14 protein-coding genes and 1 pseudogene are annotated in these 15,869 nt (G+C 32.7%); 9 read left to right on the top strand and 6 right to left on the bottom strand.

The window, feature by feature from the left end; all coding sequences use genetic code 11:
- Window positions 1–4: 4 nt before the first annotated feature.
- Both I6760_RS05565 and I6760_RS13125 read right to left on the bottom strand, forming a co-directional pair.
- The gene (locus I6760_RS05565) at window positions 5–670 is read right to left on the bottom strand and encodes an isochorismatase family cysteine hydrolase (RefSeq protein WP_196593466.1); all 666 of its coding nucleotides are present in this window, start codon (window positions 668–670) and stop codon (window positions 5–7) included.
- A 39-nt stretch (window positions 671–709) separates the two neighbouring features.
- A pseudogene (locus I6760_RS13125) lies at window positions 710–880 on the bottom strand (zinc ribbon domain-containing protein); the annotation flags it as partial.
- 407 nt (window positions 881–1,287) lie between these two features.
- On the opposite strand from I6760_RS13125, the gene I6760_RS05570 reads away from it, so the two are divergent.
- The 4 genes from I6760_RS05570 to I6760_RS05585 are packed head-to-tail and all read left to right on the top strand — an operon-like array spanning window position 1,288 to window position 3,182.
- Complete coding sequence (locus I6760_RS05570) at window positions 1,288–1,698, top strand: Lrp/AsnC family transcriptional regulator (RefSeq protein ID WP_196593467.1); 411 nt, start codon at window positions 1,288–1,290, stop codon at window positions 1,696–1,698.
- Between the two features lie 57 nt (window positions 1,699–1,755).
- Window positions 1,756–1,935, top strand: a complete 180-nt coding sequence (locus tag I6760_RS05575; protein ID WP_196593468.1) for a hypothetical protein — start codon at window positions 1,756–1,758, stop codon at window positions 1,933–1,935.
- A gap of 60 nt (window positions 1,936–1,995) precedes the next feature.
- Window positions 1,996–2,625 carry a class I SAM-dependent methyltransferase gene (locus I6760_RS05580; RefSeq protein ID WP_231036101.1) on the top strand — a complete coding sequence of 210 codons (630 nt, stop codon included), beginning with the start codon at window positions 1,996–1,998 and terminating at the stop codon, window positions 2,623–2,625.
- 35 nt (window positions 2,626–2,660) lie between these two features.
- The gene (locus I6760_RS05585; RefSeq protein ID WP_196593470.1) at window positions 2,661–3,182 is read left to right on the top strand and encodes a nitroreductase family protein; all 522 of its coding nucleotides are present in this window, start codon (window positions 2,661–2,663) and stop codon (window positions 3,180–3,182) included.
- A gap of 126 nt (window positions 3,183–3,308) precedes the next feature.
- On the opposite strand, the gene I6760_RS05590 is transcribed toward I6760_RS05585, so the two are convergent.
- Both I6760_RS05590 and I6760_RS05595 read right to left on the bottom strand, forming a co-directional pair.
- Window positions 3,309–5,030, bottom strand: a complete 1,722-nt coding sequence (locus I6760_RS05590) for a methyl-accepting chemotaxis protein (RefSeq protein ID WP_231036102.1) — start codon at window positions 5,028–5,030, stop codon at window positions 3,309–3,311.
- Between the two features lie 55 nt (window positions 5,031–5,085).
- Window positions 5,086–5,784, bottom strand: coding sequence for a hypothetical protein (locus tag I6760_RS05595; protein WP_231036103.1), 699 nt, complete (start codon window positions 5,782–5,784; stop codon window positions 5,086–5,088).
- Between the two features lie 738 nt (window positions 5,785–6,522).
- On the opposite strand from I6760_RS05595, the gene I6760_RS05600 reads away from it, so the two are divergent.
- The 4 genes from I6760_RS05600 (at window position 6,523) to I6760_RS05615 (ending at window position 10,828) form a co-directional block, all read left to right on the top strand.
- Complete coding sequence (locus I6760_RS05600; protein WP_330997984.1) at window positions 6,523–7,194, top strand: alpha/beta fold hydrolase; 672 nt, start codon at window positions 6,523–6,525, stop codon at window positions 7,192–7,194.
- Window positions 7,195–7,209: 15 nt separating this feature from the next.
- Window positions 7,210–8,001 carry a malonyl-ACP O-methyltransferase BioC gene (gene bioC / locus I6760_RS05605; protein WP_196593474.1) on the top strand — a complete coding sequence of 264 codons (792 nt, stop codon included), beginning with the start codon at window positions 7,210–7,212 and terminating at the stop codon, window positions 7,999–8,001.
- A 170-nt stretch (window positions 8,002–8,171) separates the two neighbouring features.
- A complete protein-coding gene (locus I6760_RS12700; protein WP_231036105.1) occupies window positions 8,172–8,552 on the top strand; it encodes a hypothetical protein in 381 nt (126 codons plus the stop codon).
- A 431-nt stretch (window positions 8,553–8,983) separates the two neighbouring features.
- The gene (locus I6760_RS05615) at window positions 8,984–10,828 is read left to right on the top strand and encodes a carbon starvation CstA family protein (RefSeq protein WP_196593476.1); all 1,845 of its coding nucleotides are present in this window, start codon (window positions 8,984–8,986) and stop codon (window positions 10,826–10,828) included.
- 81 nt (window positions 10,829–10,909) lie between these two features.
- Here I6760_RS05615 and gpmA read toward each other — a convergent pair whose 3' ends face one another.
- A complete protein-coding gene (gene gpmA / locus I6760_RS05620; protein WP_196593477.1) occupies window positions 10,910–11,653 on the bottom strand; it encodes a 2,3-diphosphoglycerate-dependent phosphoglycerate mutase in 744 nt (247 codons plus the stop codon).
- Window positions 11,654–12,262: 609 nt separating this feature from the next.
- Here gpmA and larA point away from each other — a divergent pair.
- The gene (gene larA / locus I6760_RS05625) at window positions 12,263–13,552 is read left to right on the top strand and encodes a nickel-dependent lactate racemase (protein ID WP_196593478.1); all 1,290 of its coding nucleotides are present in this window, start codon (window positions 12,263–12,265) and stop codon (window positions 13,550–13,552) included.
- A 202-nt stretch (window positions 13,553–13,754) separates the two neighbouring features.
- Here the strand turns inward: larA and bioF are convergent, their stop codons facing one another.
- Complete coding sequence (gene bioF, locus I6760_RS05630; protein WP_196593479.1) at window positions 13,755–15,677, bottom strand: 8-amino-7-oxononanoate synthase; 1,923 nt, start codon at window positions 15,675–15,677, stop codon at window positions 13,755–13,757.
- Between the last annotated feature and the right edge of the window lie 192 nt (window positions 15,678–15,869).

Raw genomic sequence — 15,869 nt, forward strand, 5'->3', positions numbered from 1 at the left:
CATCTTAAAACAATAATTCTTCAGAATTAATTATATTAGCATATCTTGATAAAACATCAGTCATTACAGAATGAAGTTCAGCTTCATTAAACTTTTCTGATTTTTTTGCATTTGAAGCATCTGAAATATAATTAAATTTTATACCTCTGCAATACCCATCTATAATTGTTGCTAAACAACATAATGTGGAACTATAACCTATTACAAAAACATTATCATCTTGATTAATGTTTTTCATTTCTAACGCAAATTTTGTATTAGAAAAACATGAAAAATTATGTTTTTCTAATACAATTTCATTATCTAGTGGAATAAATCCATCTACAAAATCACTATATCCAGAATTGGGGTTAAAAATTTTACCATCCTGCAAATGCTTAATATGAATAACATTCCACTTTTCTTTTCTTGCTTTTTCTAATATTTTCTTAGCGTTTGTCAATGATTTTCCTATATTATTAATATAAAAAGCCCGTCCTTTTGTAATATATTCTTTCTGAATATCTACGACAACTAAAATATTTGACATTTTTACTCCTAAAAAAGTTATTAATTTACAAAAAAATATTATTACCAAAATAGATACATGTGACATACTCCCACCACTTAATGCCTCCTGCGACATTTGAAGTGGGATCTTCTTGTTCGATACGGCTAATGTCGTAAGCATAAGCAAGCTAACCCCGTATGTACCACGGTTTCATAATAGTTAGGCAGATAATATTCTTCTGCCTTCTTCACGAATATTTATAGCGGCATTTATATCTCTGTCATGATGTGACTTACATTCTAGACATTCTCATTCACGTATGGATAGGTCTTTTGTATATCTATTTTTATATCCGCATATGTGACAAATTTGCGAACTTGGATAAAATTTATTAAACTGATATTTTCATAAATATACCAATCGTATCATTATATAACAGCAATATATCCACTAAAAAAATGTTATAATATACATTAATTGCATTGTAACTATATTATCTACGTATACTGAATACTAATATTATTTTTTTGCAGCAAATGTAGCATAATATATTTAAGATGCTTCATATTTGTTATAAGTGACATTTTTATCCAACATATCCAATTATATAACAAATTTTTTTCTTATTATGTTTTCATTTATTATCCCCCCGGCAAAAATCACTTTTTACATATCAATCATACCTAATTGACTCATTTTTTTAACAAATAATTGTATTTTTATACTTTATTTTTACAAAATTTATTTTGTGTTAAACTTTATAAAATAAACCATTAAATACATCGAGGAAATTTAGATTGGATAATTTAGATTTAAAAATTATATATTTATTAAAAGAAAATTCTAGAATTACTATTAAAAACATCAGTAAAAAAATCAATTTAACTGCACCCGCTGTAAAATCTCGAATGGATAAGCTTATCAAAAACAAACTGATTGAATCATTTACTATAAAAGTCTCTAGCACTTTAGAAAAAAGAAAGTTCATATCATTTATTACACTATTTATGAAAACAACTTCACACGAACAACTCCAACATTTTTTAAAAAATAATATCGGTGTTTTAGAAGCTTACCGAATTAGTGGCAATGGTTGCTATTTAATTAAATTTATTTATAAAAATGATAATGATTTAATCACATTTTTGGACCAGATAAGCTTATATGGAACACACCAAATAAATACAAGCATTGCACAAATAAAATAAAACCATGCATAAAAAAGCCAATATAAAATTACGCGTGTGCGGCTCTCATTTAATCAAATGATACAGATTACATATTTTGTGCCTAATATAAAAAAATCTGGTGGAGAATATGTGACAAACATTGGCTATGTTAAAAAAATAAAGAAATATGAGCATCTTATAGTAATGTTTGATGGGATAACTGTCTTTATCGCAAATATTACCAATATACAAAGTAATTTTTATAAAAAAGTTTAACTATTGGACTTTCTATTTACTAAGTTGTTTAACTATAAAACTAATAACCATCGGGGGCAATTGAAATTGAAAGAAACAGTGATAACTATTGAATCATATAATAAAAATGTAAAAGCTTATGCTGAAAAATTTATGGAATTTCCTTCTTATATGAAACAGATTGCTAAATTATATGATTTATTAGAAGATGGAGTTTCTGTATTAGATTTAGGTTGTGGTCCTGGTAATGTGTCTAGACAGCTACAAAGAGGCAAAAAACTTAATTATTTAGGAATAGACTTATCAGAAGAAATGATTAAACTTGCACAAGGAAATAACAAAAACGGGAAATTTTCAGTGCAGGATATAACACAGGTAAATTTTCCTCGTAATAATTTTAATTGTATAGTATTTTCTTTTTGTATAGTGCATTTAGAGACAAATATGGCATTGGAACTATTATCCAGGGCAATAAAATGGCTAAAAAAAGACGGTTTTATTTATTTAAGCTTTATGGAAGGTAAGAAACCAGGATATGAAACTACTAGTTTTTCAAGTGAACCAATATTCTTTAATTACTATCAAAGTAATGAAATAAAAAAGCTGTTAATAAAAAATGGAATAAAAATAATTCAAGAAGATAGTAGTGATTATGTAGAAAACAATGGGGTGATAACAAAGGATATTTTTTTTATTGGACAGAAAATATAAAGAATTTTACATGAAATATATAGATAGGTGAAAATATGAACACATTATTAAATATATTAACTCGCAGGAGTGTTAGAGCTTATAGGGATAAGGCCGTAAAAAGAGAAGATATTGAAACCATTTTAAAAGCTAGTACCTGGGCTCCTTCGGGTAATAATATACAGCCTTGGAAGTTTGCTATAATCATGAAAAATAAAACATTAATAAAAAAATTAGCATCATTAACAATATATGAGCAATGGGTAAAAACAGCACCATGTATGATTGCTGTCTTCCTAGATTCTAAAAGTATGAAAAATATTGAAACAGAAAAACCATATACAAAACATGTTCAAGCTATTGGAGCAGCCATACAAAATATACTTTTAGCAGCGCATGAACTTGATTTAGGAACGTGTTGGATTGGTGAAATACTCAAGAATGAAGAAAAAGTAAAAACACTTTTGAATGTGTCTGCCGATATGAAGTTTATGGCCTTAATAACGGTAGGATATCCTAAAACTATTTCTAAAGGAAAACGGAATGATGTAAGCAATAGTATTCTTAGTTGGCAGTGACATACGCTCCACCACTTAATAAAGGATCATAAGGCCATAAAAAATCCTCAGGCTAAACAGCCTGGGGATTTCTTTTACTTATATTAATGTCCAATAATACTTTGTGCTATTTTTACTATGTTCGCATCAAATCTTAAACTTACTGACTTCTTTTTCCAGTTGTTCGGCCATTTTTGCCAAATGTTCACTTGCTGTGGCAATTTCTTCTACCGAAGATGATTGTTCTTCTGTTGAAGCCGAAATTGTCTGTGTCTGTGCTGAATTCTTTTTAGTTTCATCATCAATGCTGTCCACTGCCTTAACAACATCCTGTGAACTGCTCGTAATTTCCTGAACAGCAGCTGATATTTCATGGATCTGGCCTGTCATATTCTTGACCATGGATAATATTTTTTCAAAACTTGTTCCTGCTCCTTCTACGACTCTGGCACCCATATCTACTTCTTTTTTCCCATCATTCATATAAATAACAGCGTTATCTGTCTTGGCCTGTACTTCCCCTATAAGCTCGGTTATCTGCTTTGCGGCATCCTGTGATTGTTCTGCCAATTTCCGTACTTCTTCTGCCACCACGGCAAAGCCCTTACCTGCTTCACCTGCTCTTGCTGCCTCTATAGCTGCATTCAATGCTAAAAGATTCGTCTGCCCTGCTATATTTGAAATAACATCTACAATTTGGCCTATCTGTTTCGATTTTTCTTCCAACTCACCTATAACTACGGCTGTGGCATTGGTTTTAACTTCAATCGTATTCATTTGATTTACAGCTTTTTTAATAGCATCTTCACCATCACTAGCCGCTGATGCAGTACTTTCAGCTGAATTTGCCACTGTTTCCGTGTTAACAGCGACCTGATTAATAGCAATAGAAATTTGTTCAACTATACTACTGGTATTATTAGCCGCTTCCAATTGTTTTTCTGAACCTGCAGCAACCTTTGAAACAGCACCTGCTATTTGATCTGAGGCCTGAGCGGACTGTTCTGAACTGGCTGTTAACTGTTCAGATGAAGCTGCCAATTGTTCTATATTGCCCGATAGAGTTCGAATCAAATTATAAATACTATTTTTCATTTTATCAACAGCTCTTGAAACACTGCCAAATTCCGTTTTATCCTGAAGACTTTCTTCTGCAATATTTTTAGAAAAATCCCCCTGGGCCAAAATTTCCAGATATTTGATAAAATCATTCAAACGGTTTGTTATCTGTTTTATTATCAGTACACTCAAACCAACTATGATAACCATTGACACCAAAATAATTATTGTGAACACTATCTTAACAAATTGAGCATTACTTTTATTTTGCGTATTTAATTCATCAGCAGACTGCTTAACCTGAGATGAAAGTATTTTCAAATCATTGCTAAATTTGTCTGCTAATGGCCGGCCTTGCTGGATAAACAAATTAAATGCTTCTTCATTTTTGTCTTGTAAAGACAGATCAATCACTCTGCCTCTCACTTGACGGTATTGCTTCAAGTCCTCCATAACTTTTTTATATTGATTTTGTTCATTATCATTTAATTTTATCTTAGCAAAATCTGCCGCATTTTTGTTGAAAAGTTCTACCCTTCTATTTATATCTGCTTGGAATTCTTCCTTCAAACTATGTTGTTTTGCTGCGAGTATTGCATACATATCAGCTTCAATTTTTCGCCCTTGTACTCTGCTATCATTGACAAACTGAACTGCCATTAAATTATCATTATACATATGATTCATAACGACAGTACTCTCATTTAAAAAATAATAGCCCATGATGCCTACTACAAACATCATTATAATTGAACCTAATCCCAGTAATCCTATTTTTGCCCCGACTTTTAAATTTTTAAACCATTGCAAAAAAATCATCTCCCTTGATTCTATCAAAATATTATTTATACATTTTTCTTTAAAGCTATGACGATATTAAAAGATCTTCCCATTTATCTATACTTCTCACAACCACAACAAATACCGTATCATCATTGCTTTGAAAATCCATAAACAAAATTTTCCCCTCCTTGATTTTATGATGCTCAAGTGAATATTCTACCGCTTCTTTGGATAATCTTTCTATAGCCGCAGTAAATAAAGTCTTTATTTCAGGTGAAATCTGTTGATATCGCTTCCAAAAGGGCGATGACACACCATAAATGACAACTGCAATAAAAATTTTATCCAGGCTCACAACACTTACCCATTCAGGCCCACGTAAATTCTGTTCACGATAATATTTAGATATATCTGATGCCATTGCATCATCACTAATTCCCTGTGTTTTTGTCAAATGCTTAAATATATTATCCTCATATACTGTTAAAGATATACTATAAGACATTGTTTTTATATTACATGGCTTAAATAAATGATAATAGCGGACATTAGAACCATATGACTTTTCCTTTCTAGGTAGTACATGTGTCTTTATGAATCCTAGTAACAGCGGATAATACTTGCCAAATTTAGTGGCTTCATTGCTATATTGAAGCAGCGCTCGTTCCCATTTAGAAAAATTTTCTACATATACGATAAGTTCTACCTGCCTACCAACTATAAGATATTTTAATTTTGCCAATACGGGAAACTGATAAGTTTCATGGATGTATTGCTTCAATTTAATTTGATAATCTACAATTGATTCAACTGACTGCAGCAAAAGATTTTTTTTTAATCACAAACATAACTCCTTTAAATATCATTAATAATATATATTCCAGCATTATCCTAGTAACTACAAATTAACCAAATATAACTTTATAAACACTTTTAACAATCTCCAGCCGATGCTGCTATTTTTTCTTTGTAGAATATAAAACACATATAATAAAAAATACTTCTGTGCCAATCATATTACTACTACAATCATTAATCATTCTCTCAAAATCCCCATGTCAAAAAAAAAACATCTATATCTCAAAGATATAGATGTCCATATAGCCCAAACACTAAGTGTCCACTATTCGACTTTATCAAAGTTATCTACAAATTATATACAGCATATTAAATTGTTTTATCACATATAAGCTTCATTTATAACAGTACAATTCAAATCTCCAGCAAATTATACTCTGCAAAAATTTAAACCTGCACTTTAAACTTAGTAATTATAATCTTGTGTTATATTATCATAAAAAACTATATTTTTCAAGTTATACCGTTATTTTCTTTACTAGAATAAATAAAAAACATCATATATAAATCTATATTTTGTATATATAAACTATTTGCCAATTTACCTTATTGTTCTAAAATGAACGATTGCTCCTATAAAAATATAATGTTATAATTTTATAATCAACCTAAAAAAATATTAAGTTAACAATAAAAGGAGGAAAATAAAATTTTTTTATTAATAAATGGCTGGGCTACCACTGCAAATATATGGGCATCATTACAGCCCAGTCATAATTGTATAATGTATGATATGTCTCAGTATAGTACATATGAACATTTAAACGCCTTTTTTTTAGAGCTTCCTGTTTCTTCCCAGCCTATAACTATTATAGGCTGGTCCTGGGGGGCAATGGTATCCCTGGAATTAGCTTATAAATTTCCCCAGAAAATCAATAAACTTATCCTCATATCTGGAACAGCAAAATTTATTAATGACAACGACTATGTATACGGGACAGAAAAAGCCGCTGTTAAAAATTTATCAGACAAAGTTAGACAAAATCCTTTGTTGGCACAAAAAGCATTCTACAAACAAATGTTTTCTCCCGCTGAACGGACAGCCAGAAATATTTTTTTTAAAACTTGTATTCCGGATATTTTGGTAACAAATAACCTCTCCCTGCAAACCGGATTAAATTATTTATTAACAAAAGATTTGCGAAAAATTCTGCCCTTTATAAAAGTACCCACGCAAATTATTCATGGCACAGATGATATCATATGTCCCTTCAGTGCCGCAGAATATCTCCATAAAGCTCTTCCTGATTCACAGCTTGCAGTATTGCCATGCTGCGGTCATATTCCTTTTTTTACGCAACGCAGTATTTGCCAAAAACTACTTTTTAAATAGCGGAGTAATTTAATTATGTTAAACAAAAATATTATTATGAAACATTTTTCCCAAGCCAGTACTGAATATGATAAATATGCAAATGTTCAAAAAAAAATGGCTGTAAAATTATCAGCTATGCTCAATGACAGACACTCATTTGAAAACATTCTGGAAATAGGCTGTGGTACGGGCTGTCTTACCAAAATTATTGCCCAGCAGTTTCCCACAGCGCACATTCTGGCTACTGATATTTCTGAATCTATGCTTAAAACTGCCAAAGATAACTTATCACTATACCCCAATATCCAGTTTAAAGTCATGGATGGTGAAAATATCCATACAAACGATAAATACGACCTAATTATTTCCAATGCTGCTTTTCAATGGTTCTCTGATTACAATAAAGCATTTAAAGGCTTTTATTCCTGTTTAAAAAAAAGAGGCATATTAATATACGCCACTTTTGGCAAAAATACTTTTGTTGAACTGCACAAATCATTTGCATATGCTTATGATAAAAATAATTTTTCCGGCTATCCCAATAATCATCAATTTATTTCCATACAAAATTTAACCGAATTATGCAAACATAATAAATTTGAAAGTACTTTTAAAACTGCTGATTATATTGAATATTTTAAGACCGTAAGAGACTTTCTAAAAAGTGTAAAAAAAATAGGTGCCAATAACGCATCTTCCCATTCCTGCTTCATCAGAAAAAAAATCATGCTTAATATGTTGTCCTACTACCAAAAAAATTTCTGCTATAATAATAAAATTTATGCTACTTACAATGTAATATATGGTATAAATAAAAAAATTTAACATTATAAAAAAATTTACGATATAATATATGTAAAATCATTTAAAAGGAACAGGGATCTTGTTTCGCAATTTTTAAAACAAGCTCAATTTTTTATTAAAACTGCGTATTAAAACGCATAAATCCCATAATATATGCAAGGATCGCAAATAAATATAAATAGGAGGAAAACATGAATACTATCAATTCTATCAACAGTCTATCATCACTGCTCGATTCTTATGTTACACCAAAAACATCTTCTAAAAGCATGACTACTACATCATCGTCGACAGTTTCCGGCACAGCCGGCAAATCATCCGGCAACGACAGCAGCAGCAGTGATGACGCAACTGTCACAACTACTCGTGTCTTATCAGATGGATCTATGTTAATAGTAGTTACAAAAGGTGACAAAATAATATCTGAAACCAAAACAGCTCCCCCCGCGACAAATAATCTTGCCCAAAATCTTTCAGGAGCATCCCAATCCGCAAACCAGTTAGATAAATTCAATGACAGCTCAGCAAGTAGTATTACTGCAGCTGGTTCCCTGTTTGACACTGATATTTAAATAAAAAATATAGCACGTAAAAAGAGCTGCTTGGTCAATAAATTAATTTGATCTTACAGCTCTTTTTACATGTTATTCTATATTTATTATATTGCAAGGCAATTTTATTAATATTTTCTATAATTGAAATATAGGAAATATATAATTAAAAAACAAATTATCAAAATAATATATTACATACTTTTATAATGAAATTTATTGATTCTACAGTGCTTTTAATAATTCAAATTTTTCAGTTATTTACCAGAAAACACAATCTTAATATCTTTTACTTTTATACTATCACTTATCTATAGGCAGTGTCAATCATTATTGTGAAATTTTTAACAATAAATTTTATTTTATAGAAATATACTAAATTTTTTTACTTTATGGACAATTTAGTATATTTGTGTTACATTATTGTCATAATATTAAAGGAGGCCTTTTTTATGAATGGTGTTTACCTGGTTGTGATCACAGCTTGTTTCTTAATTTTGGCTTATCGCTTTTATGGTGCTTTTATTGCGGCAAAAGTACTCACGCTCAATGAATTCCGTACACCACCTTCAATTCGTTTAAAAGATGGACACGATTATGTCCCGACAAACAAATGGGTGGTATTCGGACATCATTTTGCTGCCATTGCTGGTGCCGGCCCATTAGTCGGACCTGTTATTGCCGCTCAGTTTGGTTATCTGCCTGGTATGCTATGGATTCTTTTTGGATCAGTATTGGCCGGTGCAGTCCACGATATGGTAATACTGTTGGCATCCATACGCCATGACGGCAAATCAATTGCTGAAATTGCTAAAGCAGAGATTAGTAAGCTAGCTGGTACCAGTGCACTTTGGGCAACTTTATTTCTGCTTATAATAACAGAAGCTGGTATGGCTGTTGTAGTGGCAAATTCTTTATTCAACAGTCCCTGGGGTACCTTTACAGTTGGTTCTACTATTCCTATTGCTATATTTATCGGTCTTTATCTTAAATTTCTTCGGCCTGGCAAAATACGAGAAGCTACTATTTTAGGTGTAACTTTAATTTTACTTGCCGTTATTTTTGGCCCGGCAATCAAAAATTCTCCTGTATTAGCTCCTTTCTTCACCTTCAGCGTAGTACAGATAGAAATAGGTATTGCTATCTATGGCTTTTTTGCTTCTGTTCTACCGGTATGGCTGCTCTTAGCCCCACGTGATTATCTTAGTACTTATATGAAAATTGGTACTATAGCAGCATTAGCTATTGGTATTTTAATTGTAGCGCCAGCAATACGTATGCCAGCTGCATCACAATTTATCTGGGGCGGCGGTCCCGTTATAAAAGGATCTGTTATTCCCTTTGTTTTTATAACTATTGCCTGCGGCGCCATATCTGGTTTCCACAGCATCATATCTACCGGTACTACTCCTAAAATGATAATGAATGAACGACAGATACTTCCTATAGGCTACGGTGCTATGCTCACGGAAGCATTTATTTCCATGATGGCCTTGATTGCTGCTACCAGTCTGCATCCTTCAGACTATTTTGCGATAAATTCCTCTCAGCAGGCTTTTGCCGCATTAGGAATACATGTGCAAGACTTACCTATGTTATCCCATCTTGTAGGAGAAAATCTTATGCACAGACCCGGTGGAGCTGTTTCACTTGCTGTTGGCATGGCCGATGTATTTTCTAAAATCCCTTTCATGGACCAATTCATGGGATTCTGGTATCATTTCTGTATAATGTTCGAAGCACTCTTTATCCTTACACTCATAGATGCCGGCTCACGTGTAGGCCGCTATCTTCTACAGGAACTTTTGGGCAGAGTTTATAAACCATTTAGCAATACCGAATGGTGGCCGGGAATCATCTTCTGCAGCGCCTTGATAAGTATCTGCTGGGGCTATCTGGTATTACAAGGCAATATCAGCGAAATATGGCCATTATTTGGTGTTTCCAACCAGCTTTTAGGAACTATTACCCTGGCAATAGGTACATCATATATTTATCGAACCGGCCGAGGTCGCTATGCTTGGGTAACTATGGCTCCCTGTCTATTCATGGCTGTAATAACTTACTATGCTGACTATCTAAATATTTTCAACAGTTATATCCCCAGTGGTAAGTGGCTCCTTGTTTCTATAAGCGTTATTATGTTTGTTCTTGTTTCCATTGTAATGGTAGAGTCAATTCGTAGCTGGCTACGTTATCGCAACACTATCCCACAGGACTATAGAACTCAAGCTGAAATAGAAGCTGAAACTAAGGCAGAATTGGAAAAATCTGGACAAGCTGTTTTCATAAAATGATATTCTAAAAAATTTATTAATTATAAATTTTATTTTAAAAGCCATCACAACAGGCATATAGTGATGGCTTTTTCTTGTTTATTATTTGGCTTTTCCCTGAGCCGCAACTTTATTTATTTTATTCTTTATCATTTCCGGATCACCCAGATAATATTTATTTTTAACATACCAATCATCATCAAATTCATATACCAATGGTACTCCTGTCGGTATGTTCACACTAACAATTTCTTTTTCTGACAAATTATCGAGAATTTTCACCAATGCTCTTAATGAATTGCCATGTGCTACTATTAAAACCCTTTTCCCCTGTTTCATATCGCGCAAAACATTTTCTTCATAATAAGGAACCACCCTTGCTATTGTATCCTTTAGACTTTCTCCTAGTGGTAGTTCTTCGTTATCCACTTTTCTGTATGCAGGCATTAAGGCTGGATTTCTATCATCATCTTTAGTCAGTAACGGTGGACATACATCAAAAGATCTACGCCAGATTTTCACCTGTTCTTCGCCATATTTTTCCGCTGTTTTAGCCTTATTAAGTCCCTGCAGGGCTCCATAATGGCGTTCATTCAATTTCCATGTTTTTTCTATAGGCAGCCAGACCCTATCCATTTCATCAAGAACAATATTAAGGGTATGTATTGCCCTTTTTAAATAAGATGTATAACAAATATCAAAATCAAAATCCTTCTTTTTTAGCCATATACCGGCTGTACTGGCTTCTTCTCTACCTTTTTCTGTCAGGTCAACATCTGTCCAGCCTGTAAATAAATTTTTCTGATTCCATTCACTTTCACCATGTCTTACTAAAACTAACTTCATAAATCACACCTCTTTCTATAAAATAAAAACTATCATCATTTGGGGAAAACCAACCTTTTTAATATGTCCATAAATATATTTTACCAACATCATGAAACCGCTCAATTCTGAAATAAAGCTACCAGCCAAACAATCTTTCTAAAACAATAAAAACAGCTCTACTCTAGTTATATTTTTTTGAATATACTCTCAATTACTACTTATTATTATATATAGCCACTGCTTAAAATTCAATAAATTATCACTATGCTCAATAATAATTTATTTTTATTTTCTCCTAAAAATATAACAAATTTTATAAATATATTTACAATAAGAATAACACAAAGTTAATATATATTTAACGTATACGGTATTATTATGTTCTATAATGATGTTGTATCTTGTAATTAATACAGATTTTTTCATATTATTCTATCGCTAAACATATACACTCACTCCCCCTTGCAGAAAAAACAGGCAGATAATACTGCCTGTTTTTTCTGCATAATTTTCCCTATTATTCTATTAAATATATTTATTTTATTATAAAATAAATTATCTTTACATTAAAAATATACTGAATTATACTAAAGCATAAGATGATAAACACTATATGGAGATGACAAAATGGAAAATAATAATTTTATAAACATTTCCCTGCCCTACCACAAAGGTAAAATAATCGCCAAAATACCTCGTAATAATTTAGCAGGTATTCTTTCATCAAAAACTGCCAATTTTCGTGCCGATATGTCGGAAAAAGACATTGTAGAAAAATCGCTTGATACACCTATTAATTCTCCCAAACTGGAAGAACTGGCTAAAGGGAAAAAAAATATCGTTATCATTAGTTCAGATCATACTCGACCAGTTCCTTCTAAAATAATAACTCCTATATTGCTCAGCAGACTTCGCCAGACTGCTCCGAATGCAAATATTACTATCTTAGTAGCCACTGGGTTTCATCGACCATCAACAAAAGAAGAATTAATTAATAAATATGGCACCGATATAGTAAACAATGAAAAAATTATTATGCATGTTTCTACAGATGATACAGCTATGACAAAAATAGGCACGCTTCCCTCCGGTGGCCCTTGTATTATTAATAAGCTTGCAGTTGAAGCTGATCTGCTGTTAGCAGAAGGATTTATCGAATCACACTTCTTTGCCGGCTTCTCTGGCGGAAGAAAATCTGTTTTACCGGGAATTGCTTCTTATAAAACAATAATGGCTAATCATTGTGGTGAATTTATTGCTTCAGATAAAGCGCGTACCGGAAATTTACTGCACAATCCCATTCATGAAGACATGGTTTATGCTGCTAAAACTGCGAAATTAAAATTTATTTTAAATGTCGTTCTTGACGAAGACAAAAAAATAATTGCTTCCTTTGCAGGAAATAGTGAAACAGCACATATTAAAGGCTGTAAATTTTTACAAAACCTAGCCCGTGTAAAAAATATCCCCAGCGATATTACTATAACAACAAATGGTGGCTATCCCCTGGACCAAAATATTTATCAGGCTGTAAAAGGCATGACAGCCGCTGAAGCAGCCAATAATAAAAACGGTGTCATTATTATTATTGCCGGCTGCTGTGATGGTCATGGTGGTGAAGGTTTCTACAGAAATCTGGCTGATGTAAAAACGCCTGAAGATTTTTTGATAAAATCGCTTCACACACCTCGCCAGGAAACTATTCCCGAACAATGGACCTCTCAGATACTAGCGAGAATACTCACGTATCACCATGTGATTCTCGTTTCTGATCTTATAGACCCCCAGATAGTAAAAAATCTTCATATGGATATTGCCCTAACGTTAGATGAAGCCTTAAATAAAGCCTATGCTTTGAAAGGAATTAATGCCAAAATAACAGTCATCCCAGACGGCCTTTCTGTAATAGTAGAATAATTACCCACATTAACAAGCCAGAGCAAATTTCTATCTTTTGCCTGACATACAAGTATAATAAAAAAGGATCTGCCCGCAATAACATCAGCCTCATAAAATTTCTTCTCCTTTGCCACTGTAACTTTTTCTTTAGCTGATATTAACTAAGAGAGCATATCTGTTTATGAAAATAATGTTATATATGGTAGTTCCTTTTTTGCTGTTATTTATACTTTTTTATGATTTCTGCTATTTTATCAGCGGCAAAAGATAAATCTTCATTATTATGTGTTGCCATAATGGCCGCTCTGAGCCTCGCTTCACCTTTTTTTACAGTCGGATAGCGAATAGCGGATATGTATATACCAACGGCAAACAACTTTTCTGCTATTTCCATCGTACATTTTTCCCCACCTGTTTTTATGGGCACTATGGCCGATGAAGTATTAACCGGAATTCCGTTTTGCGCCAAACAATGGCTGAAATAAGCTGTATTCTTCTGAAGCTGCTGTACAATAGAAGGATTTTTTTCAATCAGCTCTAATGCTTTTAGCGCTGCTGCTATTACTGCCGGGGAAAGACTTGTAGAAAAAATAAAACTACGGGACTTATTGCGCAGATAATCTATAAGGATCTGACTGCCGCAGACAAATCCACCTTCACTAGCAAGGGCTTTACTCATTGTTCCCATAAGTATATCCGGTTTATCACTGCTATTATAGTATTCAACAATTCCTCTGCCCGTCTTCCCTATAACACCTGTAGAATGAGCTTCATCCAACATGGATAAAAAATGGTATTTTTTTGCCAGATAAATTATTCCGGGCATATTGGCAATATCTCCATCCATACTGAAAACCGCATCACTTACTATTAGAGCACGGCAGGGAGAATACAAGCATATTTTTCTCTCAAGGTCTTTCATATCATTATGCCGATAAACAATAGTTCTGGCTTTACTCAGACGGCATCCATCAATAATACTGGCATGATTTAATTCATCGCTAAAAATAATTGTATTTTTATCACATAAGGCAGATATTATCCCTACGTTAGCCATATATCCTGTATTATACGTAAGTGCAGCTTCTGTATTTTTAAATTCAGCCAGTTCATTTTCCCACTGAACATGAAGTGTCATATTCCCTGTTGTTAAACGTGAGCCCCCTGAACCTGTACCAAAGTCATGTATAGCTTTAACAGCCGTTGCTTTAATCTGTGGATTATTAATTAACCCCAGATAATTATTAGAAGCAAGCATAATCATATCTTTATTTTCACATTTTATATGATTATTTTGCGCAGATGATATTTCATACATTGTACGATAGAGATGTTGTTTCTGTAAAGTGTCTATATCTATAGAAATTTTCTGAATAAAATTATTTTGCCTAATATTTTCTTTATTATCAGACTTTAGTTGCGGAATATTACCAACAAGTACATATTGTTTTTCTAAATAGTTAATACAGTCGGGAATATTTTCTTTCTTCCCGCGAAATAAAAATATCCTCCCGCCATCAGGACAACCCATCTCTTTAAGCTTTGTAATTCTTACATAACCTATATCTTTGGCTGCTACATATCCAGTCACATAATCAGGATCATCAGACATACATATCTCTGCCACAATATATGGTGAATTCACCACTTTGCTGGCAAGGACAATTGCTTCCTTATAGTGATCTTTATCGGCTGGACAGCCGGAATCTTCAGCATCCATATAAGTTGCCCGTATGCCGCGCTGAGGATCTGGCTCTAGTCTTTCCAATGTATCAGCATCAAGCAGCATTGCTCCCCGCATAGCATATGTATCCTTAAATTTTTTCATTATTTCCAAACCATTTTTTATATGCAGTTTCTCCAATAATGCTAATATTTGCCGTTGGCCCATATCAGCATCTTTTACTTCTATAGAAGTTACCGGCAATGCTTTAATATGCTCTATTTTCCGGGGATTTACCGATTCCACTTTCAGATTAATAAAATCAGGTTTTCCTTTAGCATGATGCAGTGCCCGTTGTAACAAAGAAGATGCATCTTTATTAATTTTCTCCTCAGCAATAATTTTTTCTGCACCAGAAATATGCATGTTTCCATTATTGATTTTTTTACTAGCTCTCATCTTTAAACTATATAAAGCCATATTTTGTCCATCTCCTATTATATATGCAGGATTCCTCCCTTAAAAACTTAAATAAATCCTTCATATATAATACAAATGCTTTGCATTATTGTCAACTTAAATTTTATTTAAAGTTTATAATAATAATTTAATAAGAATTCAGTTATTTTACCAAAATAAAATACTCTGGTTCAGCACTATGTACTAAAACAG

Origin of the sequence: Pectinatus sottacetonis (assembly GCF_015732155.1) — a bacterium.
Classification (GTDB): Bacteria; Bacillota; Negativicutes; order Selenomonadales; family Selenomonadaceae; genus Pectinatus; species Pectinatus sottacetonis.